We start from the raw sequence: 23,732 nt of genomic DNA on the forward strand, positions 1-23,732 counted from the left end.
ATTACCTTAAATAACTATAACATAAATCACTCTAAATGACAAGCCATATCATTAGAACCAACTGGCAACCAGCTTTACTAATCTTTGCTTTCATTTTGATTCATTTTCATTTCTCACGTTGACTTTTATAACATATCAAATAACGATAATTGATTTTCATCAGGTAAATCTTTCAAGACACCATTTTCTGTCATATACTCGATCAATGTCTTCGAGACTTTCCCACGAGTTGCCAAGTCTTCTTTGGATAAGAAAGGACCATCTTTTCTCGCTTCGACGATTTGTTTCGCTACGTTGGCCCCTAAACTTGGTACCGCGCGGAATGGCGCAATCAGCGTGTCTCCTTCGATCACAAAGTTTACTGCATCGGATTTGTATAAATCGATCATTCCGAATTTCAAGCCACGTTCTAGCATCTCATTGGCTAACTCTAAAACTGTCAACTGATTCTTTTCTTTTACAGAAGCATCTAAGCCTTTATCCGTGATTTCCTTCATCGCTTCTTTCACTGCTTCTTTTCCTTTGCACATAGCGACAAGATTAAAGTCATCTGCACGAACAGAAAAATAGGCACAGTAATACAATATCGGAAAATAAACTTTGAAATAAGCAACCCGTAGCGCCATCAAGACATAAGCAGCCGCATGGGCTTTTGGGAACATGTATTTGATTTTCGAACAAGAATCGATGTACCAGTCAGGAACGTTATTTTCTTTCATTGCGGTCAAATACGTTTCACGTAATTCGTCAGGGATCTTATTCCATAATCCTTTACGCACCGTCTCCATGATTTTGAACGCCATCCCACTATCTAAGCCAGCATGGATCAAATAAACCATGATATCATCACGACAGCCGATTACTTCAGCCAGCGTCGCATCCCCACGTTTGATCAATTCCTCTGCGTTCCCTAACCAAACATCCGTACCATGAGAAAGACCAGAGATCTGCAATAATTCCGCAAAAGTCGTTGGGTGTGTTTCCTCTAGCATCCCACGAACGAAACGTGTCCCAAATTCCGGTATCCCTAATGTACCTGTTTTAGAATAAATCTGTTCTTGTGTGACACCCAAGACTTCGGGTCCAGAAAAGATCCGCATCACTTCCGGATCATCGGTTGGGATCGTTTGTGGATCAATCCCAGATAAATCTTGCAACATCCGGATCACCGTTGGATCATCGTGTCCCAGGATATCAAGTTTCAAGACATTGTCATGGATCGAGTGGAAATCAAAGTGGGTCGTTTTCCATTCTGAATTCTGATCGTCTGCCGGATATTGGATCGGCGTGAAGTCATATACATCCATATAATCGGGGATAACAATGATCCCCCCTGGATGCTGTCCAGTCGTTCGTTTGACCCCAGTAGCACCTTTGGCTAAGCGGTCCACTTCGGCACTTCGGTAATGCAAATTGTGATCACGTTCAAACCCTTTAACGAATCCATACGCCGTCTTATCCGCAACAGTACCGATCGTTCCCGCACGATAGACATATTCTTCACCAAACAATACTTTCGTATAATGATGGGCTTCTGCTTGATAATCCCCTGAGAAGTTCAAATCGATATCGGGTACTTTATCGCCATGGAAACCTAAGAATGTTTCAAACGGAATATCATGCCCATCTTTATTTAAACGAGTGCCGCATTTTGGACATTTTTTCTCAGGCATATCAAATCCTGAACCGTAAGTTCCATCTTCATAAAATTCCGAATACTGACAATCTGGGCAATAGTAATGGGGTGCCAATGGATTGACCTCTGTGATCCCGGTCATGGTTGCGACGAAACTAGAACCAACCGAGCCACGAGAACCAACTAAATAGCCATCTTCATTACTTTTATGCACTAACTTTTGTGAAATCAAATAAATCACTGAGAAGCCATTACCATTGATCGAATCCAGTTCTTTTTTCAGACGCTTTTCTACGATATCCGGTAATGGATCACCATACATTTGTTTTGCCTTCGTATAACTTAGATCTGTGATTTCATCTTCCGAACCAGGGATTTTAGGCGTATATAATTCATCTTTAACTGGCACGACTTCTTCACAGATATCTGCAATCTTATTGGTATTTTCAACTACGATTTCTTTTGCTAAATCTGTCCCTAAGAAGGTGAAAGCAGTCAGCATCTCATCCGTTGTTCTGAAATGCACTTCAGGCAGACTGTGACGATTCAATGGATTGGCTCCTCCCATCGAATTGACCAAGATTTTACGATAGATCGCATCTTCTTCATTCAGATAGTGGACATTTCCTGTCGCTACAACGATCTTATCTAATGATTTGCCGATTTCTACTAAGTTACGAATGATTTCTTCTAAATCATGTTCATTTTTGACAAGCTCTTGCTCCAGGAGTGGTGCATAGACAGCTTTAGGCATAACTTCGATATAGTCATAAAATTTCGCCCGATTACGTGCTTCTTCTACCCCTTTTTGCATCATAGCTTCAAAAATCTCACCTTTGTCACAGGCAGAGCCAACTAACAGATCTTGTCGGAATTTTTTCAGTTGTGATCGGGGGATTCGTGGCACACGTTCAAAATAATCGACGTTTGACATCGAGATCAATTTGAACAGGTCTTTTAATCCAGCTTGGTTTTTCGCCAGTAATGTGACATGGAAAGGTCGCGCCCGTTTGTAAGAATCACCCTCACCTACATGGGCATTCAACTGATCGTGGTAATACATTTCGTGATTTTCCATCGCTTCTTTGATAAATATCCAAGCCAGATGCCCGGTTGCTTCCGCGTCATAAATCGCGCGGTGATGTTGTTCCAAGCTAACACCGAATTTTTTTGATAGTACACCTAAACCAAACCGTTTGAATTGTGGATATAAATAACGAGCTAATTCTAAGGTATCTATAACTGGATTGGCGGCTTCAGGGATATTGTATTTGGCATAACTTGTATTCAAAAATCCCATATCGAATGCCGCATTATGGGCAACTAGGATCGCATCTTTTGAGAATTCTAAGAATAAGCGTAAAACTTCTTCCTCAGATTTTGAACCGCGGACCATTTCATCTGTGATCCCTGTCAAATCAATGGTTGTTCGTGATAAGGGATGTCCAGGATCGATAAATTCATCAAAACTTTCAATGACATTTCCTTTATACATCTTAACAGCAGCTAACTCGATGATCGTATCATAAACAGCAGACAAACCTGTTGTCTCCACGTCAAACACGACATAAGTGGATTCACTCAATGAATCATGGGCGTCATTATACGCAATCGGCACTCCATCATCGACCACATTCGCTTCGACACCATACAAGATCTTCACACCAGCTTTTTTCCCTGCACTATGTGCCTCTGGAAATGCTTGTGCACCGCCATGGTCAGTGATTGCAATTGCTTTATGTCCCCACTTACCTGCTTGTGCCACAAGATCTGCAATATTGTTCGTCGCATCCATGGTACTCATATTACTATGAAGATGTAATTCGACACGCTTTTCCCCTTCAGGAGAATAATCTTTACGTGGTGCATGTTTAACTTCTAAGATGTCTTGAGCATTCATCACTAGGTCACGAACAAACGTGTCTTCTTGGACACTCCCACGAACTTTCAGCCAACTACCCGTACTGATTGCTTCAAAGATTTGTTCATCTTTTTCATTATTTGAAAACTTTTTGACGATAAATGAAGAAGTGTAATCTGTGATCTTCAATGTCAAAATCTTACGTTTTGAACGAAGCTCGCGTACTTCTTTGTCGAACACGTAACCTTCGATCGTTACCCGGCGTTCCTCTTCCAAGATATTGATCATCGGTGTGATAGGCTCATCATTCGGGATATTTCTACCTAGTTGGATCGGCCCGTCAAGCGCTGGTAATTGCTCTTTGCGCTCTTTTTTCTTTTGTTCATGAACAATCAAGCTTTCAGCCGCTTGTTTCATAAACGCCTCAGCCTGTTCTTGTCGTCTTTCTTCAAAAAGCTTTAGGACTCTTTCTGCTTGTTGCTCATCAACTTCTGGTTCGATCCGAAACTTAGGAAAGCCGTAACTAACAAATAACTGTTCTACTAATGGCAGATATTGTTGTTTAAGATAGCCGATCGCTCCCTCACCATCAACAGGCAAAATCACCTTATGATCTTTGATCGTTGGCACTTGCGTCTTTAATACCTTTTGTACTAAAGGCGTATCGCATTGCTGACTTTCCAGTGCTTGCGACCAATAATCCTGTAAGAGTTGTTCATCGAATGTTTGATCCGCTGCTTGAACTGTGATTTTCACCTCAGCAATTTCTTTGAATGCAAGTATGACATGTTGCACCAACGAGCGATAAAGCATCACAGGCAAAATAGCTGGAAAACGTAACGTAAACTCCCACAAACGAGATTTACGATGGACCACCACCTGTTCCATTTCACCAGCAGAAATAAGCGGATGCGCTTTTTCTGTTTCTTCTAATTGGATCTGCTCCAATAATTTTTCAAATAACTCTCGTTTTTCTGACAAAAATATACGCCCTTTCTGTCAAGACCAGAAATCATTCCATTTCCGACCCTTACTTTTCAATACTATCTAGTATAACCCTTTTTAGGGAAATTTTCATTAAGGTTGTGAAAGAAGCGGTCAGCACTGAGTAATAAGACAAGAAAATCGAAAATGGCTTTTTCATTTTTGATTTTTTTGGCTTATTATTGAAGTGTTGCTTCTTGAACACCGTTTATCAAGGTTGTGAGAAAGCCGGTTAGCTCCGAGTATTAAGGCAGAAATTGAGAAAATAGCTTCTCATATTTTTTGATTTTCCAGCTTAATGTTGAAGGTTAGCTTTTCGAACACCGTTTATCAGGTTGTGAAAGAAGCGGTCAGCACTGAGTAATAAGACAGAAAAATCGAAAATGGCTTTTTCATTTTTGATTTTTTGCCTTATTATTGAAGTGTTGCTTCTTGAACAACCTCTATCCCAATCACCAAAGGAAATGAAAAAGTCGCTTCCGTCTTTTAAAAGACTGATACGACTTTTCCACTCTTATTTATTCGCCTTGATTCAATAAAATCGGTAATGTATTTACAAGTTCTTCTTTCCGAACTTCGACCATTTCACCTGTTTTTTTGATTTTCACTTCGACGATGCCATCTACTGCTTTTTTACCGACGGTGATACGGATTGGACATCCGATCAAATCAGAATCAGCAAACTTAACACCTGCACGCTCATTGCGATCATCAACAAGTACTTGATAACCGGCTTCGTTCATTGCTTTTTCCACTTCATTCGTCAAGTTCGTTTGGAACTCATCTTTTAAGTTCATTTGTACGACATGCAAATCAAATGGTGCAATGCCTTTTGGCCAGTGAATACCGTTTTCGTCTGCATTTTGTTCAACGATTGCTGAAAGTAGACGGCTCACACCGATACCATAACAACCCATGATCACGTGTTTTTCACGACCATTTTCATCAAGAACAGTAGCACCCATTGATTCACTGTAACGTGTCCCTAGTTTGAAGATATGACCGATCTCGATTCCTCGAGTGAAGGCTAATACGCCATTATTATCTGGCGAAGGATCGCCTTCTTGGACAAAGCGTAAGTCTTCATATGCTAGAACATTGAAATCACGTTCTGGATTGACATTGATATAATGGTAGCCAGTTTCATTCGCTCCCGCAATCGCGTTTGCCAGATCTTGAACATGACGATCCGCATAGACTTTGACCTCTTCAGCTACACCGATTGGTCCAACTGATCCAAAATCAGCGCCTAAATAGTTTTTCGCTTCTTCTTCTGTTGCTTCTTCTAAGAAATCTGCACCTAAGAAGTTTTTCAATTTCACATCATTGACTTCATGATCGCCGCGAACTAAAACTAAAACAGGTTGCTCATCTGCTGTGAAAAGTACAGATTTGATGATTTTTTGTGGTTGAACGTCAAAGAAAGCTGCAACCTCTTCGATGGTTTTCACATCTGGTGTTTCTTTCTTTTCCATTTCCAATTGTGTTTCATGGGATTTTTTTGGCACATAGTAGCTCGTCGCCATCTCTAAATTTGCTGCATAGTCACTTTCTGTTGAATAACAAATCGTGTCTTCACCAATTTCTGAGATTGCCATAAATTCTTTTGAGTCTTTTCCGCCCATCGCGCCACCGTCACCGATGATTGCACGGAACTCTAGACCACAACGCTTAAAGATCTCTGTATAAGCTTTTTCGTAATCTTTGTATGTTTCATCCAAACTCTCTTGAGAAGCATGGAAAGAATACGCATCTTTCATGATAAATTCGCGTCCACGTAATAGTCCAAAACGAGGACGTTTTTCATCACGGTATTTTGCTTGGATCTGATAAAGATTCAAAGGTAATTTTTTGTATGAATTGACTTCATCACGGATCAATTCTGTAAATGTTTCTTCATGTGTTGGTCCTAAGATCATCTGACGATCGTTGCGATCATTCAAGCGATACAAGTTGGGACCGTATGTTTCATAACGACCAGATTCTTGCCATAACTCAGCAGGTAAAATCGCTGGCATCAACATTTCTACTGCGCCGATTTTTTCAAATTCTTCGCGCATGATCGTTTTTAATTTTTCTAATACACGATTTGCAAGTGGTAAATAAGAATAGATTCCAGCCGAAACCTGACGAATGTAACCGGCACGTAGTAAGATTTGATGACTTAATACTTCCGCATCATTTGGAACTTCTCTTAATGTTGGAATCAACATTTTTGATTGTCTCATTATATAAACTCCTTTATTCCTCAAATAATCTAACGCATGTCATTATACCCTACTTTTTCTAGAAAAAGAATCGTTGAATGTCATTCCATGTTACTAATACCATCAATAGCATCAGGAAGCCAAAACCAACGAGCGTCAAAACGCCTTCTTTTTCCTGACTAAGTGGTTTACCACGGACACCTTCAAAAATATTCAAGACTAGTTTTCCACCATCTAATGCTGGAATCGGTAATAAATTGACGATCCCTAAATTCATGGATAAGATCGCCATCAAACCAATGACTGTCATGATCCCTTGATTCGCTGCCTCAGAAGACAATTGGAACATCATCACCGGTCCACCTAATTTGTCCAAGCTAAAGCCGGTAAATAATGAACCTAATGCTTTGAATATTTCCAAAGAGCTACTAAATGCACGTTGTGTTCCACCGATGATCTTATCGAAGAAGCCAGTTTTCATTGGCGCTTGTATCCCAAGTTGACCAATTTTTTCACCATTCGACTCAATTGCTTTCGGTGTCACTTCAACAGAAGAAACCTGTCCATTTCGTTCAACTTCAAAATCAAGTGGTTTATCTGGATTTTCAGTAATGATCGCTGTCAGATCATTCCATGTTCGGATTGATTTTCCCTCTACCGAAAGAATTTCATCATTTTCTTTCAGTCCAGCTGCAGCCGCAGCTCCGTCTGGCGTAACAACACCGATTTGGTTGGTATTTGTGACAGTCACCCCGCCTTGCATGAACGCTAATACGATGAATAATAGAATTGCTAGAATAAAATTATTCATTGGACCCGCAAAGTTCGTTAACATTCGTTGCCATAATTTGGCTGATTGGAACTGCACATCTCTCGGTGCGATCCTCAATTCAGTCCCATCCGCCTCGATGATCGAAGCATCGTGATCCACTGCATACGTTACTTCTTGCGTTTCATCACCATTCACATAACCTGTGATCGTGAGTGCTTCATCAAGATCATAACGGATCAATTCCATGGGGATCTCATTGGTCAATTGGATCTTTTTGCTTAAATTGATTTTCTTTACGACATGATCTGAATCCATCAAGAGCGATAACGGCATTCCTGGGGCCATTTCCGTTTCGTCGTCCCCATTCCCAGCCATTCTCACATAGCCACCGATCGGTAACAAACGCAATGTATAAGTCGTGCCGTCTTTTGCTTGATGACCGTAGATTTTAGGTCCCATGCCAATCGCAAACTCGCGAACTAGGATTCCTGATCGTTTCGCAAAGAAGAAGTGGCCAAATTCATGTACGATCACTAAGATGCCAAAAACGATAATGAACGTGATAATTGTTCTCATCCTATTCTCCTTTACATTAATCATTATTTTTTATTCAGTTAAAATAAAACTACTTAATTTTACCATATTATCGACACTTCACCAAGCACCTATTAAAATGTAAAAAATAAAAATCCTGTAAAGAATCTCCTTACCGATCGTGTCTGATTGACGGACGAAAAACTTTTGGTTTCGGAAGCTTCTTTTACAGAATTTTTATTTAAATCAATCCAAATAAGTACATGACAGGAAAGACGAACAATAGACTATCGAATCGATCTAAGATCCCACCATGTCCAGGTAAAATGTTCCCTGAATCTTTGACTTCATAGTGGCGTTTAATTGCCGACTCGACTAGATCCCCAAATTGGCCTACGATCGATAGAATGATCGTTAGGAGTAACATGACGAATAAGCCATGTCCAAACAATTCTTGTGGTGGATAAAGTAAGAAATATAGTAAGGCAACAACTAACGCACTACCTATTCCCCCTAATGCACCTTCAATTGTTTTGTTGGGTGAGATATCTGGCCATAGCTTACGCTTACCAAAACGTCTACCAACTAGATATGCGCCAATATCGGTTGCCCAAACGATGAATAAGCCAAAAAGCAATACGTTGATTCCTTCTGTACGCGCACTAACAAAGTTTTGAAAACCAAAACCGACATATAAACTGGTAACAACTGGAAAACCAGCTTCATCGATCGTATACATATTTTTTGAGAAGACAGCGGCACCCAATAGGATCATCACAGTCAAATAAAACAACATAAATTCATTTGTTTGTTCAGGTAAAAAGAAAAACCAGCGCTCTTTCGGCAGGACAAGAAAAACTGCACCGATGGCAGAAAGAACTCCTTCAAAACTTAATAGTGTCAATCCTTTCATACGAAAAAGTTCATAGACACCAACTACTGCTAATAAAGCCGCTACTAGCTCAAGCCCAATTCCTCCGATCCAAATGATCGGAATAAATAATGCCAATGCTACGACCGCAGTGATCACACGTTGCTTCATGATTGTTCTCCTTTATCTACACTTTTTACGCCACCAAAACGACGGTCTCGATGTTGATAAGAAGCAATTGCTTCTTCTAAATGGGCGCCGTCAAAATCTGGCCATAAGGCTTTTGAAAAATATAATTCACTATAAGCAATCTGCCACAATAAGAAATTACTGATCCGTTCTTCGCCACTTGTCCGGATGACTAATCCTGGATCGCGAAGTTCGGGAGGTAAGAAACCGGTCATCAGATGATCCGCGATCATGTCCTCGTCGATGTCTTCCGTAGAAAGATCGTTTTCTTTTACTTGTTCACTGATTGATTTGACTGCAGAGATGATTTCTGCCCGACTACCATAATTCAGTGCGAAGTTTAAGATCATTCCCGTATTTTCTTTGGTTTGTTCAATAGCACGGCGTACTGCATCTTGCGTATGTTCCGGCAAGAGTTCTTCATAGCCCATCACTTGTACCTTGACATTTTCAGCAATCAACTCAGGGACGAACGTATCAAAAAAGTCTACAGGTAATTGCATCAAAAAATTGACTTCCTCTTTTGGACGTTTCCAATTTTCGGTTGAAAACGCATAGAGCGTTAACACCTTTACCCCAAGTCGAGAAGCTTTTTTTGTGACTTTCTTAACGGTTTCCATGCCTTCTTTGTGGCCAGCCACTCGTGGTAGACGACGGTTTTGTGCCCAACGACCATTCCCATCCATGATGATGGCGATATGTTTCGGGATATCTCTCTGCGCATCAAAATGGTACTCACTTTTTTCTTGAATATATTTGTTTTTTTGCGGAAAAAAACGTAACATTCTTTTTCCTCCCATACTAAAAAATTACAACTATCTTTACCATTATAGCAATATCTATCGTTATTTCCTATGGTATAGCCCTTTTTTTACGCAAATTCAAAGGATTTTTTAGTTTTTCTTAGTCAAAAAGTAAAAAACAGGAGACAGCACTTCTCACTGTCCACCTGTTTTTATTGATTCTTATACTTCAAGCAATTCTTTTTCTTTGTCTGCAGCAATATTATCCACTTCTTTGATACTGTTATCTGTCAAAGTTTGCACTTCTTTTTCTAAGTCACGCAAATCATCTTCTGTGATATCGCCATTTTTTTGTTGTTTTTTGTACTCATCGATTGCATCACGACGAATGTTACGGACAGCGATTTTCGCATTTTCAGCTTCTTTTTTCACGTCTTTCGCTAATTCTTTCCGACGTTCTTCTGTTAACTGAGGAATGACTAAACGGATCACATTTCCGTCATTTGTTGGGCTGATACCGATGTCGCTTGCCATGATCGATTTTTCGATGTCTTGAAGCACACTTTTATCGAATGGTGTGATCATCAATACTCTTGCTTCTGGGATCTGAATCGATGCTAATTGGTTCAATGGTGTTGGTGCGCCATAATAATTAACAGTGATACGATCTAATAAGCTCGCATTCGCACGGCCGGCACGGATCTGTCCAAGTTCACGTTGTAGATTTTGTGCTGCTTTTTGCATCTTGTCTTTTGCTTCTGTCATAATTGCATCTGCCATTGTTTATTTCCCCCTTACGGTTGTTCCGATATTTTCACCTAAGATTGCTCGGCGAATGTTTCCATGTTCATTAAGATTGAACACAAGTAACGGGATATCATTGTCCATACTCAATGAACTAGCAGTTGAATCCATTACTTGTAATCCTTTTGCAATGACTTCCATGTGTGTCAATTCATCGAATTTCACTGCTGTTGAATCGATTTTTGGATCGGCAGAATAAACACCGTCAACATTGTTCTTAGCCATTAAAATAACATCAGCGCCAATTTCAGCTGCACGTAATGCCGCAGTTGTATCTGTAGAAAAATAAGGGTTTCCAGTACCACCGGCAAAAATAACGATGCGCCCTTTCTCTAAATGACGCTCTGCTTTACGACGGATGTATGGTTCTGCGATTTGTCGCATTTCAATTGAGGTTTGGACGCGTGTAGGAACACCAACATTTTCTAATGTATCTTGTAATGCTAAAGCATTCATCACAGTTGCTAACATGCCCATGTAATCCGCTTGTGCACGTTCCATCCCCATTTGTGCGCCAATTTGACCGCGCCAGATATTTCCACCGCCGACAACAATTGCCATCTCTACGCCTAACTCGTGGACTTCTTTGATCTCTTGGATGATTTCTTTGATAACTGGTGGTTTGATTCCAAACCCTTCATCTCCAGCTAAAGCTTCTCCACTTAATTTTAAGACGACACGCTGATATTTTGGTGTGACCATGTTCATTCCTCCAATATTTTCTATTGACATTCTACCATATCCAGATAGTTTAGGCACGAAAATACCTATGCTCTTGATATCTCTTGCCCTAAAAAAAAGAGCTGTGACGAATGTCGCTGCTCCTCATTTCATTCAAATAAGCGATGGAACCGATGTGGTCACAAAGAAAATGCAGAATAATCTCTATTTTCTTTGGACCAAACATCGTACCATTAATCAAGTCCGTAAACCGGATTATTTTTTCACTTGGTTCATTACTTCTTCTACAAAGTTATCTTCGCGTTTTTCGATACCTTCGCCGACTTCAAAGCGGACAAATGATTTCACAGTTGCGCCTTTAGAAGCAACAAATTTTTCAACAGTCATATCAGGATCTTTAACGAATGGTTGGTCAACCAATGCGATTTCAGCTTTAAATTTGTTTAAGCGTCCTTCAACCATTTTTTCAACGATGTTCGCTGGTTTGCCTTCGTTCAATGCTTGTTCAGTCAAGACTGTACGTTCGTGATCTAATTCAGCTTCAGGGATTTGTGTTTCGTTTACATAACGAGGGTTGATCGCTGCTACGTGCATCGCTACGTCTCTAGCTACCGCTTCGTCAGTTGTACCTTCTAAAACAGCTAATACAGCAATACGTCCACCCATGTGTAGGTAACCGCCAAATGCAGCGTTGTCATCTTTTTCGATTACTTCAAAACGACGGAAGCTGATTTTTTCACCGATAACTTGTGTTGCTTCGATCAAGTCAGATTCAACTGTTCCTTTTGATGTTTTGATTTTCATTGCTGCGTCCATGTCAGCTGGTTTGTTTTCAGCGACTAGTTCAGCGATTTCTTTTACTAAGTCTTGGAACATTTCGTTTTTAGAAACGAAGTCTGTTTCTGAGTTAACTTCAACGATTGCTGCAGTATTACCTTTCACTGCAACTGAAGCAAGACCTTCAGCGGCGATACGATCGTTTTTCTTCGCAGCTTTAGCCATTCCTTTTTCACGTAAAAGATCTACCGCTTTTTCGATGTCACCTTCAACTTCAACCAATGCTTTTTTTGCATCCATCATACCTACGCCAGTCATGTCGCGTAGTTCTTTTACCATTTTAGCTGTAACGTCTGCCATTTTTACTTCCTCCTAGTTGTATGCTTTTTCTTTAAAAAAAGCTGTTTCAAAGGAGAGTGAGGCTTGTCGCCTAGCCTTTGAAACAGCTCCATCATTTAAAAATTATTCTGCTGAAGAGTTGTCGCCTTCAACAACATCAACGATTTCTTCGATTGAAGTCGCTGTGTTTTCTGCTGAAAAATCTTCTTCAACTACTTGATCTTCCCCTTGATTTCCTTCGATGAAAGCATCAGCCATTTTTGAAGTAATCAATTTAACGGCACGGATTGCGTCGTCGTTTGATGGGATAACTACGTCGATCTCATCTGGATCACAGTTTGTATCAACCATTGCTACGATTGGGATATTCAATTTGTGTGCTTCTTGAACGGCAATGCGTTCTTTACGTGGGTCAACGATGTACATTACATCTGGGATTCTTGGCATATCAGCGATACCACCTAAGAATTTTTCAAGACGTTCACGTTGTTTGTTCAAACCAGCAACTTCTTTTTTAGGTAGAACTGCAAAAGTTCCATCTTCTTCCATTGCATTGATTTGTTTCAAACGAGCGATACGTTTTTGGATCGTATCCCAGTTTGTCAATGTTCCACCTAACCAACGGTGGTTTACAAAGTATTGTCCAGCACGAGTAGCTTCATCTTTGATTGCTTCTTGTGCTTGTTTTTTCGTACCTACGAATAAAGCAACGCCGCCTTCTTCTGCTACGCTCTTCATATAATCGTAAGCTGCATCTACTAATTTAACTGTTTTTTGCAAGTCAATAATGTAGATTCCGTTTCTTTCTGTGAAGATGTATTTCTTCATTTTTGGGTTCCAGCGACGAGTTTGGTGACCAAAGTGTACGCCGGCTTCTAGTAATTGTTTCATTGAAATTACTGCCATGTTTGTTTCCTCCGATTTGGTTTTTATTTTCCCTCTTCTTGTCTTCCAACTCGCTAGCCAACTTTTTCAAGCACCGACCAACGATCCAACAAGAATGTGGATTTATTGAGTAGTGACGTAAGATACACCAAAGTGATCTTTTTCTGCTCAACATTCAATAGTTTAACTGAATTGGGCATAAATTTCAAGAAAAAAAAACAACTTACTTATTTTTTTGTGTCTTCTTTTTCTCCCTCTCATTTTTTTACTTTATTTCTTTGTTTTTTAATAAGCAATTCGTGAAAAAATAAACAGGTAAATGTAAAATAAAGATGGGCAATTCAACGTTTTTTTGTTATGATACTTGTGAAAAGTTTCGTTAAAGGAGAACTAAAATGCGAAAAACTGAGCGACACTTGTTGATTAAACAAATCATTGAAGATTATACGATCCGTACACAAGATGAAATGTTAGCTAAACTGACTGAAATGGGTGTATCTGCGACTCAAGCGACGATTTCAAGAGATATACGTGACTTAAAAATCGTCAAGGCGCCTGATGAAAATGGTGTTTCCCATTTTGTCCTGTTCAAAGAAAAGGAGACAGCTGAATCAAAGAGCGAAGATGAAAAACGTTTGATCCAGATGATTGAAGATATCGTGTTAAAAGTGGAACGAGTTCATTTTTTGACTATCGTCCATACCTTACCAGATAATGCCCCGTTGTTTGCTGCTGTATTAGATGAAATCAAACCGCCACATATCGTCAGTACCATCGCTGGTTTCGATACAACGATCATTATTTCAAAAGATGATGAAGATGCGCAGTTAGTTGAAAACTTCTTGCATCATCCCACTACAGCAACAATTTTTTAAATGCCATAACAGATAGTAATTGTATATATTTTTTTGATGTTGGTGAAATTTGCCAGCATCTTTTTTTATTTAAATCAATACTGGAGAAGAACCATGAACCTCTCTCAAGTTGACTTAACCTTTCGTTGCTATGAAAGCCCACTATACCTCGCACTCAATGCCTCATAGAAACAATAATAGTATTGTTTTCCACTAGTAGAATAAATTCAAATATCATGGAGAAACACAACAAGCGCTAAAAATCATATAAAGCTTAGTTAACTTTAAGTTAGGTAGGTATTGCTTATTTCATTATGAATTCTCACTTTCTTCTGATTATCGAAAAAACAGTCCCCCACACTCCTTATTTACATGTCATACTTTAATTTAAAAAAATTTTATAGCATAGAAAGGAAAAACGATTATGACCTTCTTCCCCTTTGTCGATCCCAATCGTCGACCGCAAGCCAAGATCAAAAAAATGACAGAAAAACTCACAAAAAAATTTCAAGCAATCGATCCAGACTTGACCTTGATACATAATGATAACTTTATTGATTACGGTCCAGAGGTCTTTCCAAAGTTATCGAAAATTTATTGGGACCCTCGTGTACCGAATCATCCGATGGAACATTTTGTGTATTCGGAGTATCGTTTAAAAGGTAAGTTCTATACTGCTTATTGGGTTACCCCTTATGGTGTGATTATTGATAAATCACGATTAACAGATAGTCATGAAAAAAATTTGCAAAAAAAAGTAAGTAGCATTAATGATGCAATTCTTGAAGTCATTCGAGATTATCAAGTTCATAATCTTCTTTATTGGAAAGATTTGTTTTCACAAAAACAATTCGCACAACATGCTTTGGCCCTATATAAACAAAATCAACAAATAATCGGAGACACAAATATATGGAACTCCCCATTTGATTTCAGTGATCCAAAGTACCGACCTTTAGCAGCTGTTAAAAAAAATACTGAATTTCTAGAGACACACCTGAGACAGTTAGATTTTCACTTAACTCTTACTCACGATGATTCATTTATTGATTTTGGACCAGAAATTGGTCATTTATTAGCTGATGCGCCTTATGACTCTGAACAAGATGAGCCTGATGATCCAATTGCTACCATATCTAATTATGAATATAATATTTATTTTAACCAGATACCTATTTACAGTCTCTCTCCTTATAGTATAGGAACGTGTTTTCATGGCGACTTCTTTAATGGTGGAATTACTAATGTTAAGTATCTGGGGCTAAATAAGGTGTTAGATGATGCGATTGAAGTGATTATGAGAAAATATATGCTTTACAACAAATACTACTGGCGTGAAACCTATATGCCAGAACAATTTCAGCACAAAATACGTGAAGATAAAGAATGGTGGACTTTATTTTAACAGTTTATTCAAAAAATAAAATCTTGAACAGAAAGGATAGTAACTATGACCTTCTTTCCCTTTGTCGATCCCAACCGTCGTCCACAAGCAGAGATCAAAAAAATGACAGAAGAACTGACCCAAAAATTTCAAGCAATCGATCCAGATTTGACTTTGATACATAATGATAACTTTATTGATTACGGTCCAGAGGTATTTCCACAACTTTCTACTATCTACTGGGACCCTCGTGTACCGAATCATCCGATGGAACATTTTGTGTATTCAGAGTATCTGCTTAGATATGGCGGCTATCCTCTTTACTGGTTTACGCCTTACGATGAACAAATTTACGAATATTATAGAAAACCGAGCGGGGCTTCAGATTCTTCTAGACAAGCAGTAAAAGTGATTGACCAAGCTATCTTAAAAGTCATTCATGATTATCAAGTGCATAACTTGTTCTATTGGAATGACTTATTTTCAGAAAAACAATTGGAACAGAAAAGGTTAGAACCTTATAATCGACCATCACAATTCATTGGACCTGGCGAACTAATTAGTTCACCAATTAGTTTCACTGACCCCAAGCACCGACCTTTAGCTGCTGTAGAAAAGAATACCGAATTTCTGGAAACTCAGTTAGATCAATTAGATTCTCGATTAACCGTGATTCGTGATGACTCATACATTGATTTTGATCCAGAAGTTGGGTTCTTTTTCGCTGAATTCCCTTATGATCCTGAAGAAGATGAACCTAATGATCCTAGACGTTATTTGTCTAATGAAGAGTATACAATTAGTTACGGCGGTATTTCTTTATTTGGTTGTTCCCCTTATCAATTAAGCTATGGAATACATGGGGATTTTTATAACGAATGGATGTTTAACACGGATTACCTTAGTTTAAGCGAACAATTGAATAATTCAATTTTAGCTATCATCTATCAATATCAACAGAACAATTTATATTATTGGCGTAATGTGTATACACCTGAAATGTTTCAAAAAGAAATCAATAAATATAAAGACAGAGAGACATGGAGACTGGATAGGTCTGTCTAACTTAGACGTTTGTTAAAGCTTCACTCAAATTCTCTTTTTACTCCGACTTTCCCGAAATAATAATTCTCTCTTCTACTTTTCCAACGTGTTATGATTCAAATAAAAATTTTGAACAGAAAGGATAGTAACTATGACCTTCTTCCCCTTTGTCGATCCCAACCGTCGACCACAAGCAGAGATCAAAAAAATGACAGAAGAACTGACCCAAAAATTTCAAGCAATCGATCCAGATTTGACTTTGATACATAATGATAACTTTATTGATTACGGTCCAGAGGTATTTCCACAACTTTCGTCGATTTACTGGGATCCTCGCGTGGCAAAACATCCGATGGAACATTTTGTGTATTCGGAGTATCTACTTAGATATAGAGGCTATCCTCTTTACTGGTTTAATCCGTATGGTGAACAAATTTACGAATATTATAGAAAACCGAGCGGGGCTTCAGATTCTTCTAGACAAGCAGTAAAAGTGATTGACCAAGCTATCTTAAAAGTCATTCATGATTATCAAGTGCATAACCTATTCTATTGGAATGACTTATTTCCAGAAAAACAATTGGAACAGGAAGGGTTAAAACCTTATAATCGACCATCACAATTCATTGGACCAGGAGAACTCGTTAGTTCGCCGTTTAGTTTCACTGACCCCAAGCATCGACCTTTAGCTGCTGTAGAAAAGAATATCGAATTTTTAGAAACTCAATTAGATCACTTAGATTCTCAATTAACGGTGATTCATGATGATTCTTATATTGATTTTGGTCCGGATATCGGCCATTTTCTTGCGGAATGTCCTTACGATCCAGAGGAAGACGAGCCAGATGATCCTATTCGTTACTTATCTCATTATGATTACCACATTTATTTTAATGAGACACCCATTTACGGACTTTCTCCTTATAGTATAGGAACTAGTTTTCATGGCGACTTCTTCAATGGGGGGATTGCCAACGTTACGTACCTTGGACTTAGTAAGGAGCTAGATGATGCGATCGAAGTGATTATGAGGAAATATATGCTTTATAACAAATATTACTGGCGCAACAATTATTCCTATGAAGATTTCCAAGAAATAGTGCGTAACTATAAAAAGACCTGGAAGTTGAATTAATTCAACATCTTATGATTGAACTAAAAAAATCTTGAACAGAAAGGATAGTAACTATGACCTTCTTCCCCTTTGACGATCCCAACCGTCGACCACAAGCAGAGATCAAAAAAATGACAGAAGAACTGACCCAAAAATTTCAAGCAATCGATCCAGATTTTACTTTGATACATAATGATAACTTTATTGATTATGGTCCGGAGGTCTTTCCAAAGCTATCAAAAATTTATTGGGACCCTCGTGTGCCAGATCACCCAATGGAACATTTTGTGTATTCGGAGTATCTACTTAGATATGGCGGCTATCCTCTTTACTGGTTTACGCCTTATGATGAAAAAATTTACGAATATTATAGAAGCCCTGGAGGGAATGCAGGCTCGCGAAGAAAAACTTTAAAAATGATTGAACAGACTATCCTAAGAATCATTCATGACTATCAAGTTCATAACCTTCTCTATTGGAAAGATATATTTACTGAAAAACAATTGGAACAGGAGAAGTTAAAACCCTACAAGAGAGTATCGCAATCTATTGGACCTGGCGAAATAATTAGTTCACCAATTAGTTTCACTGACCCCAAGCACCGACCTTTGGCTGCTGTAGGAAAGAATACGGAATTTCTAGAAACTCAGTTAGATCAATTGGATTCTCGATTAACCGTGATTCGTGATGACTCATATATTGATTTTGGTCCAGATATCGGTCATTTTCTTGCGGAGTGCCCTTACGATCCAGAGGAAGACGAGCCAGATGATCCTAGACGTGATTTATCTCGTTACGAGTACGACATTTATTTTAATAAAACATTACTTTTCTCTCTCTCTCCTTATTGTAGTGGGACTGGATTTCATGGCGATTACTTTAATGGGGGAATACCGAATGTTACCTACCTTGGACTAAGCAAGAAGCTAGTTGATGCGATCAATGTGATTATGAGAAAATATATGCTTTACAACAAATACCACTGGCGGGAAACCTATACCCCAGAACAATTTCAAAGTAAAATACGTGAAGATAAAGAATGGTGGACTTTATTTTAACAGTTTATTCAAAAAATAAAATCTTGAACAGAAAGGATAGTAACTATGACCTTCTTCCCCTTTGTCGATTCCAACCGTCGACCACAAGCAGAGATCAGAAAAATAACAGAAGAACTGACTCAAAAATTTCATGCAATCGATCCAGAATTGACCTTGATTCACAATGATAACTTTATTGATTATGGTCCAGAGGTCTTTCCACAACTTTCGTCGATTTACTGGGATCCTCGCGTGGCAAAACATCCGATGGAACATTTTGTGTATTCGGAGTATCTACTTAGATATAGAGGCTATCCTCTTTACTGGTTTACGCCTTACGATGAACAAATTTACGAATATTATAGAAAACCGAGTGGGGCTTCAGATTCTTCTAGACAAGCAGTAAAAGTGATTGACCAAGCTATCTTAAAAGTCATTCATGAATATCAAGTACTTAACCTGTTCTATTGGAATGACTTATTTCCAGAAAAACAATTGGAACAGGAAAGGTTAAAACCTTATAATCGTCCATCACAATTCATCGGACCAGGAGAACTCGTTAGTTCACCAATTAGTTTTACTGACCCCAAGCATCGACCTTTGGTTGCTGTAGAAAAGAATACCGAATACTTAGAAACACAGCTCAACAAACTAGATTTGCGCTTATCTCTTATTCATGATGATTCATACATTGACTTTGGCCCAAAGATTGGTCGTTTTTTAGCTGAATATTCTTATGATCCAGAAGAAGATGAACCTAATGATCCTATATGCGACTTATCTGATTCAGAGTATCAAATCTATTATGGTGATACTCTTTTGTACAGTTTTACTCCCTATAGCTTTGGAACTGGTTACCAAGGAAATATTCTTAATGGTGGCATACCTAGTTTCGTTCATCTTGGACTAAGTAATGAACTTGATGCTACTGTAATAAAACATGTTCACAAATATCAATTGAATAATTTATATTATTGGCGTGATTATTATACTACTGGAGAGTTCCAAAAAGAAATTAAAAAAAATAAAAAGATGTGGTGCTTAGAATAACTAAGCACCACCATCTTTCAGATTGTAGACAAACCTTATGTAAAAATGGGGTTTGTCTTTTTTATATGTATGTTTTCAATAATTAAAGAGAAATAGCTTTGTTTTTCTAAAGAAAAACACTCCTTTCTTGCTCTGCCTTTTTTGATTTTTACTAATTTTTTCATATTTAGGCAGGCAAAAGTAAGCCCAATTTTCATGTGCATTTTTTCAATTCCTATTTGATTCGTATAACGTAATCCGTGAAATTCTTTTGCTGTACCAAAAATTCGTTCAATTGTTTCTTTTCTTTTTCTGTATAGGTCTTTAAAATTTCTTTGGTGACGTATTTCCTCACATCGTTCGATTGCTTTCGCCCAAATATGTCTGGTGATTACTTTTGTATGATTTTTTGAATTTGTACAAGTAGATAGAACAGGACAATTTTTACATTCTTCTGGATTACTTTTGTATTCTAAATATCCTTTTCGATTCGTTGTCGAATAAGTGAGGATCTTATCATTAGGACAGATATAACAATCATAATATTCATCGTAGGCATAGTCGTTCTTCTTGAAATAACCCGCTTTCGTCATGGGTCGCTTATAAGGGAAAACAGGCGTCAGCTTCTCTTCGAGAAGTAATTGAGCGATTGCTGGCGTTTTATACCCAGCATCCATAATCAATTTATCTAGAGTAAAAGCTCCTTTGAGCTTTTTAAATAAAGTAATAAACGTACGACTATCATGTAAGTTTCCTGGGTGGGTCGTATAGCCTAGTATCCAGCCGTTTTTATCACATGCTACTTGTGCGCTATAAGCAAAAACTTCTTTATGCTCACCTTTATGAAACCAACCACTTTCGGGATCAGTCGTACTTGTTTTTTTCATAGCTATTTTAGTTTCTGCGTTGGTTTCTTTTAAGGGCTTTTTTAGGCGTTTTTCTCGATCTTTTTCAATTTCTTTTGTCAATTTTTCCGTATAAAAGAAGGCTTGATCCATCACTTCGACGGATTCTTTCTTGTTTCGATTCGCATGTGCTTTAATATGCGTCCCATCAATAAAAACTTCAGAGGTATCAACGATTCCTTCCATCATACATTGTGCTAAAATCTCATAAAAGATTTGTTCAAATGTAGTGGTTCCTTTGAACCGTCTCGTATAGTTTTTACCAAATGTAGAAAAATGAGGAACTGCATCTTCTAAACCTAACCCCAAAAACCATCGATAAGCGTTGTTCACTTCAATTTCTTTGATGGTTTGTCTCATGCTTTTAATACCAAAAAAATATTGAATCATCGGTAATTTAATTAGAAGAACGGGATCTAAGCTTGGCCGTCCTTGGGTTTCATCATATTTATCTTTTACCAAATCGTAAATAAAAGAAAAATCAATAAACTGATCCATTTGTCGTAATAAATGGTCTTGGGGAACTAAGTCTTCAAGAGCAAAAAAGCCCATCTGTGCACGCTTACTCATATCTTGTTTTGAGAGCATCGGGTTACACCTCCAATTCATAGTTTTATTTTAACGTATAAAAAAAGACAAAGCACTATAAATAAGTACTTTGTCTACAATCATAACCACCCTTCAAAAGGGTGGTTTGCTCTAGGGCTATAAGCCCTTAACACCGGCCAGCGCCTAAAGACGCTGGCTTTCTCATTTCATGTTCAAGCCATATTGCCTTTGTCACTTTTGCCTACCTTTAAAAAGGTGTTTGTTCTACTCTTTAACCCTTAAAAGGGTCTTCATATTCTCGAACGCTCAATTTATCTAGCGCTATATCATGTTTCTCCTGTTCTTGAATGTATTTCCTTATGGTCGCTTCATTCAATCCCACAGTGCTTACATAATATCCTTCTGCCCAAAAATGTCGATTGCCAAATTTATATTTTAAATTTGCATGCTTATCAAAAATCATCAATGCACTCTTTCCTTTAAGATAACCCATAAAACTTGACACACTTATTTTTGGCGGGATACTCAATAACAGATGGACGTGATCTGGCATCATATGTCCCTCCAAGATTTCTACTCCCTTGTACTTGCATAGTCGTTTGATAATTTCTTGAATACTTGCTCGATATTGATTATAGATGATTTTTCTTCTATACTTTGGTGTGAATACAATGTGGTATTTGCACAACCACTTTGTATGGGCTAAACTATTTGCTTTATTAGCCATTTCTTTTCCCTTCCTTTCGTTATCAATATGACCTGAACAATCATATTTTAACGATAGGAAGGGCTTTTTGGTAGAACCTTTTATTCCCCACCCGCATAGCAGGTGGTTTTCTGTTTCACTCGCTTTGCGAGCTCAACTTGGTCTAAAGACAACAAAATCTGAAAGATGTGGTGCTTAGAATAACTAAGCACCACCATCTTTATTATTTTATAATCGGATATGCTGTCGCAACCGTAATTTTTCCATTTGCTTTAACATTCGCATGTCCTTCTATCGTAAAACCTTCTGTACTTTCACCACTAAAAGGATGTCTCCCCGGTATATTAGGAACCTGTTTTTTTACAATTTGTTCTACTTCACTCGTAATTTTTTCTGCATCCCAGCTGTCTGGAAAAACAATATATTTTGTATTCTTATATTTCCCATCATACTTAACATTCGCCTCAAAAGGTCGTCCTTCCACCAATGTCCCAGTTGGTTCATAAACCACTCCACTGTCTGGATTATAAAAATCAGGGTGCCGTGAATGAGCACCTGTGATTTCAGGATCGCCAGTTCTTCCCGGTCTCACCTCTCCTGCCACATGACGCAAGGCTTTACGGATATAGTATTAGTGATTGGCAATTTTTCTACTAAGGACTACTTGGGATGTTCGATAGTCGATCTAACGCTTAGATAGGTGCCCCACCTAGATGTTTATTATCGCTTTACTCCTGTTCTCTTTACTTCGACTTTTTCGAAAAAAAATTCTTTATACTGTCTTTCAACATGTTATGATTCAAATGAAAAAACTTGATATAGAAAGGAATAATACCTATGACCTTCTTCCCCTTTGTCGATCCCAACCGTCGACCACAAGCCAAGATTCGAAAAACGACAGAAGAACTGACTCAAAAATTTCATGCAATCGATCCAGACTTGACCTTGATTCACAATGATAACTTTATTGATTATGGTCCAGAGGTCTTTCCACAACTTTCGTCGATTTACTGGGATCCTCGCGTGGCAAATCATCCGATGGAACATTTTGTGTACTCGGAGTACCAACTTAGATATAAAAACTACCCTCTTTACTGGTTTACTCCTTATGGTGAATGGCTTTACGAAACTTATCAAAAACCTGGAGGAACTCCAGATCCAGAAAGAAAAACTTTAAAAATGATTGATCAGACTATACTAAGAATCATTCATGACTATCAAGTTCATAACCTTCTCTATTGGAAAGATATATTTACAGAAAAACAATTTGAACAGGAAAAGTTAGAACCTTATAAACGATTATCACAATTCGTTGGACCAGTAAAAATCATTAGTTCGCCAATTAGTTTCACTGACCCCAAACATCGATCTTTAGCTGCTGTAGAAAAGAATACCGAATTTTTAGAAACTCAATTAGATCACTTAGATTCTCAATTAACGGTGATTCATGATGATTCTTATATTGATTTTGGTCCGGATATTGGCCATTTTCTTGCGGAATGTCCTTATGATCCTGAAGAAGACGAGCCAGATGATCCTAGACGTTACTTATCTCACTATGATTACAACATTTATTTTAATGAGACAGCCATTTACGGACTTTCTCCTTATAGTATAGGAACTAGTTTTCATGGCGACTTCTTTAATGGGGGGATTGCTAATGTTACGTACCTTGGACTTAGTAAGGAACTAGATGATGCGATTGAAGTGATTATGAGGAAATATATGCTCTATAATAAATATTACTGGCGCAACAATTATTCCTATGAAGATTTCCAAAAAATAGTGCGTAACTATAAAAAGACATGGAAGTTGAATTAATTCAAC

General features: G+C 38.2%; 19 protein-coding genes. 7 read left to right on the forward strand and 12 right to left on the reverse strand.

Annotated elements, in window-relative coordinates; genetic code table 11:
* Positions 1 to 125 precede the first annotated feature (125 nt).
* The 9 genes from IGJ19_RS08395 to rpsB all read right to left on the reverse strand — a co-directional run bounded on the left by IGJ19_RS08395 (position 126) and on the right by rpsB (position 13,304).
* Positions 126 to 4,478 carry a PolC-type DNA polymerase III gene (locus IGJ19_RS08395; protein WP_065096790.1) on the reverse strand — a complete coding sequence of 1,451 codons (4,353 nt, stop codon included), beginning with the start codon at positions 4,476 to 4,478 and terminating at the stop codon, positions 126 to 128.
* Positions 4,479 to 4,999: 521 nt separating this feature from the next.
* Positions 5,000 to 6,709 (reverse strand): proline--tRNA ligase, encoded by a 1,710-nt coding sequence (locus IGJ19_RS08400; protein ID WP_010735191.1) that lies wholly within the window; start codon positions 6,707 to 6,709, stop codon positions 5,000 to 5,002.
* A gap of 58 nt (positions 6,710 to 6,767) precedes the next feature.
* Complete coding sequence (gene rseP, locus IGJ19_RS08405; RefSeq protein ID WP_260697594.1) at positions 6,768 to 8,036, reverse strand: RIP metalloprotease RseP; 1,269 nt, start codon at positions 8,034 to 8,036, stop codon at positions 6,768 to 6,770.
* 199 nt (positions 8,037 to 8,235) lie between these two features.
* Entirely contained in the window at positions 8,236 to 9,036 is an 801-nt protein-coding gene (locus tag IGJ19_RS08410) for a phosphatidate cytidylyltransferase (protein ID WP_023519848.1), read from the reverse strand.
* A complete protein-coding gene (locus IGJ19_RS08415; RefSeq protein WP_115357776.1) occupies positions 9,033 to 9,839 on the reverse strand; it encodes an isoprenyl transferase in 807 nt (268 codons plus the stop codon). Before IGJ19_RS08415 ends, IGJ19_RS08410 begins: the two co-directional genes overlap by 4 nt.
* Positions 9,840 to 10,019: 180 nt before the next feature.
* On the reverse strand, positions 10,020 to 10,577 hold the full coding sequence (frr, locus tag IGJ19_RS08420) for a ribosome recycling factor (protein WP_065095887.1): 558 nt from the start codon (positions 10,575 to 10,577) through the stop codon (positions 10,020 to 10,022).
* 3 nt (positions 10,578 to 10,580) lie between these two features.
* Positions 10,581 to 11,303: a UMP kinase gene (pyrH, locus tag IGJ19_RS08425; RefSeq protein ID WP_010735186.1), complete on the reverse strand. Its 723-nt coding sequence runs from the start codon at positions 11,301 to 11,303 to the stop codon at positions 10,581 to 10,583.
* A 234-nt stretch (positions 11,304 to 11,537) separates the two neighbouring features.
* Positions 11,538 to 12,419, reverse strand: coding sequence for a translation elongation factor Ts (tsf, locus tag IGJ19_RS08430; protein ID WP_010735185.1), 882 nt, complete (start codon positions 12,417 to 12,419; stop codon positions 11,538 to 11,540).
* Between the two features lie 102 nt (positions 12,420 to 12,521).
* A complete protein-coding gene (gene rpsB / locus IGJ19_RS08435) occupies positions 12,522 to 13,304 on the reverse strand; it encodes a 30S ribosomal protein S2 (protein ID WP_010735184.1) in 783 nt (260 codons plus the stop codon).
* 374 nt (positions 13,305 to 13,678) lie between these two features.
* Here rpsB and IGJ19_RS08440 point away from each other — a divergent pair, with 374 nt between their 5' ends.
* The 6 genes from IGJ19_RS08440 (at position 13,679) to IGJ19_RS08465 (ending at position 19,766) form a co-directional block, all read left to right on the forward strand.
* On the forward strand, positions 13,679 to 14,158 hold the full coding sequence (locus IGJ19_RS08440) for an arginine repressor (RefSeq protein ID WP_010735183.1): 480 nt from the start codon (positions 13,679 to 13,681) through the stop codon (positions 14,156 to 14,158).
* A gap of 403 nt (positions 14,159 to 14,561) precedes the next feature.
* A complete protein-coding gene (locus IGJ19_RS08445; protein ID WP_430603669.1) occupies positions 14,562 to 15,542 on the forward strand; it encodes a hypothetical protein in 981 nt (326 codons plus the stop codon).
* A 45-nt stretch (positions 15,543 to 15,587) separates the two neighbouring features.
* A complete protein-coding gene (locus IGJ19_RS08450; RefSeq protein WP_430603672.1) occupies positions 15,588 to 16,586 on the forward strand; it encodes a hypothetical protein in 999 nt (332 codons plus the stop codon).
* 130 nt (positions 16,587 to 16,716) lie between these two features.
* Positions 16,717 to 17,700, forward strand: a complete 984-nt coding sequence (locus tag IGJ19_RS08455; RefSeq protein ID WP_430603673.1) for a hypothetical protein — start codon at positions 16,717 to 16,719, stop codon at positions 17,698 to 17,700.
* Between the two features lie 53 nt (positions 17,701 to 17,753).
* Positions 17,754 to 18,737 carry a hypothetical protein gene (locus IGJ19_RS08460; RefSeq protein ID WP_430603675.1) on the forward strand — a complete coding sequence of 328 codons (984 nt, stop codon included), beginning with the start codon at positions 17,754 to 17,756 and terminating at the stop codon, positions 18,735 to 18,737.
* Positions 18,738 to 18,782: 45 nt separating this feature from the next.
* Positions 18,783 to 19,766 carry a hypothetical protein gene (locus IGJ19_RS08465; protein ID WP_430603678.1) on the forward strand — a complete coding sequence of 328 codons (984 nt, stop codon included), beginning with the start codon at positions 18,783 to 18,785 and terminating at the stop codon, positions 19,764 to 19,766.
* Between the two features lie 35 nt (positions 19,767 to 19,801).
* On the opposite strand, the gene IGJ19_RS08470 is transcribed toward IGJ19_RS08465, so the two are convergent.
* From IGJ19_RS08470 to IGJ19_RS08480, 3 genes are all read right to left on the reverse strand, one after another.
* Positions 19,802 to 21,238, reverse strand: coding sequence for an IS1182 family transposase (locus IGJ19_RS08470; RefSeq protein ID WP_430603680.1), 1,437 nt, complete (start codon positions 21,236 to 21,238; stop codon positions 19,802 to 19,804).
* A gap of 232 nt (positions 21,239 to 21,470) precedes the next feature.
* Positions 21,471 to 21,926, reverse strand: coding sequence for an IS200/IS605 family transposase (gene tnpA, locus IGJ19_RS08475; RefSeq protein WP_100917284.1), 456 nt, complete (start codon positions 21,924 to 21,926; stop codon positions 21,471 to 21,473).
* Between the two features lie 202 nt (positions 21,927 to 22,128).
* Positions 22,129 to 22,497 (reverse strand): EndoU domain-containing protein, encoded by a 369-nt coding sequence (locus tag IGJ19_RS08480; RefSeq protein WP_254905418.1) that lies wholly within the window; start codon positions 22,495 to 22,497, stop codon positions 22,129 to 22,131.
* 245 nt (positions 22,498 to 22,742) lie between these two features.
* Here IGJ19_RS08480 and IGJ19_RS08485 point away from each other — a divergent pair, with 245 nt between their 5' ends.
* The gene (locus IGJ19_RS08485; protein WP_074801798.1) at positions 22,743 to 23,726 is read left to right on the forward strand and encodes a hypothetical protein; all 984 of its coding nucleotides are present in this window, start codon (positions 22,743 to 22,745) and stop codon (positions 23,724 to 23,726) included.
* The last annotated feature ends 6 nt before the right edge of the window (positions 23,727 to 23,732 follow it).

Origin of the sequence: Enterococcus sp. DIV1368b (assembly GCF_050529595.1) — a bacterium.
Lineage (GTDB): Bacteria > Bacillota > Bacilli > Lactobacillales > Enterococcaceae > Enterococcus_B > Enterococcus_B mundtii.

Bases quoted from the DNA above. Each gene is read 5' to 3' on its own strand.
- frr (WP_065095887.1), bottom strand. From the start codon at position 10,577: ATGGCAGATGCAATTATGACAGAAGCAAAAGACAAGATGCAAAAAGCA.
- IGJ19_RS08460 (WP_430603675.1), top strand. From the start codon at position 17,754: ATGACCTTCTTCCCCTTTGACGATCCCAACCGTCGACCACAAGCAGAG.
- IGJ19_RS08410 (WP_023519848.1), bottom strand. From the start codon at position 9,036: ATGAAGCAACGTGTGATCACTGCGGTCGTAGCATTGGCATTATTTATT.
- rseP (WP_260697594.1), bottom strand. From the start codon at position 8,036: ATGAGAACAATTATCACGTTCATTATCGTTTTTGGCATCTTAGTGATC.
- IGJ19_RS08455 (WP_430603673.1), top strand. From the start codon at position 16,717: ATGACCTTCTTCCCCTTTGTCGATCCCAACCGTCGACCACAAGCAGAG.
- pyrH (WP_010735186.1), bottom strand. From the start codon at position 11,303: ATGGTCACACCAAAATATCAGCGTGTCGTCTTAAAATTAAGTGGAGAA.
- IGJ19_RS08450 (WP_430603672.1), top strand. From the start codon at position 15,588: ATGACCTTCTTTCCCTTTGTCGATCCCAACCGTCGTCCACAAGCAGAG.
- IGJ19_RS08415 (WP_115357776.1), bottom strand. From the start codon at position 9,839: ATGTTACGTTTTTTTCCGCAAAAAAACAAATATATTCAAGAAAAAAGT.
- IGJ19_RS08400 (WP_010735191.1), bottom strand. From the start codon at position 6,709: ATGAGACAATCAAAAATGTTGATTCCAACATTAAGAGAAGTTCCAAAT.
- IGJ19_RS08470 (WP_430603680.1), bottom strand. From the start codon at position 21,238: ATGCTCTCAAAACAAGATATGAGTAAGCGTGCACAGATGGGCTTTTTT.
- IGJ19_RS08440 (WP_010735183.1), top strand. From the start codon at position 13,679: ATGCGAAAAACTGAGCGACACTTGTTGATTAAACAAATCATTGAAGAT.
- IGJ19_RS08485 (WP_074801798.1), top strand. From the start codon at position 22,743: ATGACCTTCTTCCCCTTTGTCGATCCCAACCGTCGACCACAAGCCAAG.
- tnpA (WP_100917284.1), bottom strand. From the start codon at position 21,926: ATGGCTAATAAAGCAAATAGTTTAGCCCATACAAAGTGGTTGTGCAAA.
- IGJ19_RS08465 (WP_430603678.1), top strand. From the start codon at position 18,783: ATGACCTTCTTCCCCTTTGTCGATTCCAACCGTCGACCACAAGCAGAG.
- IGJ19_RS08445 (WP_430603669.1), top strand. From the start codon at position 14,562: ATGACCTTCTTCCCCTTTGTCGATCCCAATCGTCGACCGCAAGCCAAG.
- rpsB (WP_010735184.1), bottom strand. From the start codon at position 13,304: ATGGCAGTAATTTCAATGAAACAATTACTAGAAGCCGGCGTACACTTT.
- tsf (WP_010735185.1), bottom strand. From the start codon at position 12,419: ATGGCAGACGTTACAGCTAAAATGGTAAAAGAACTACGCGACATGACT.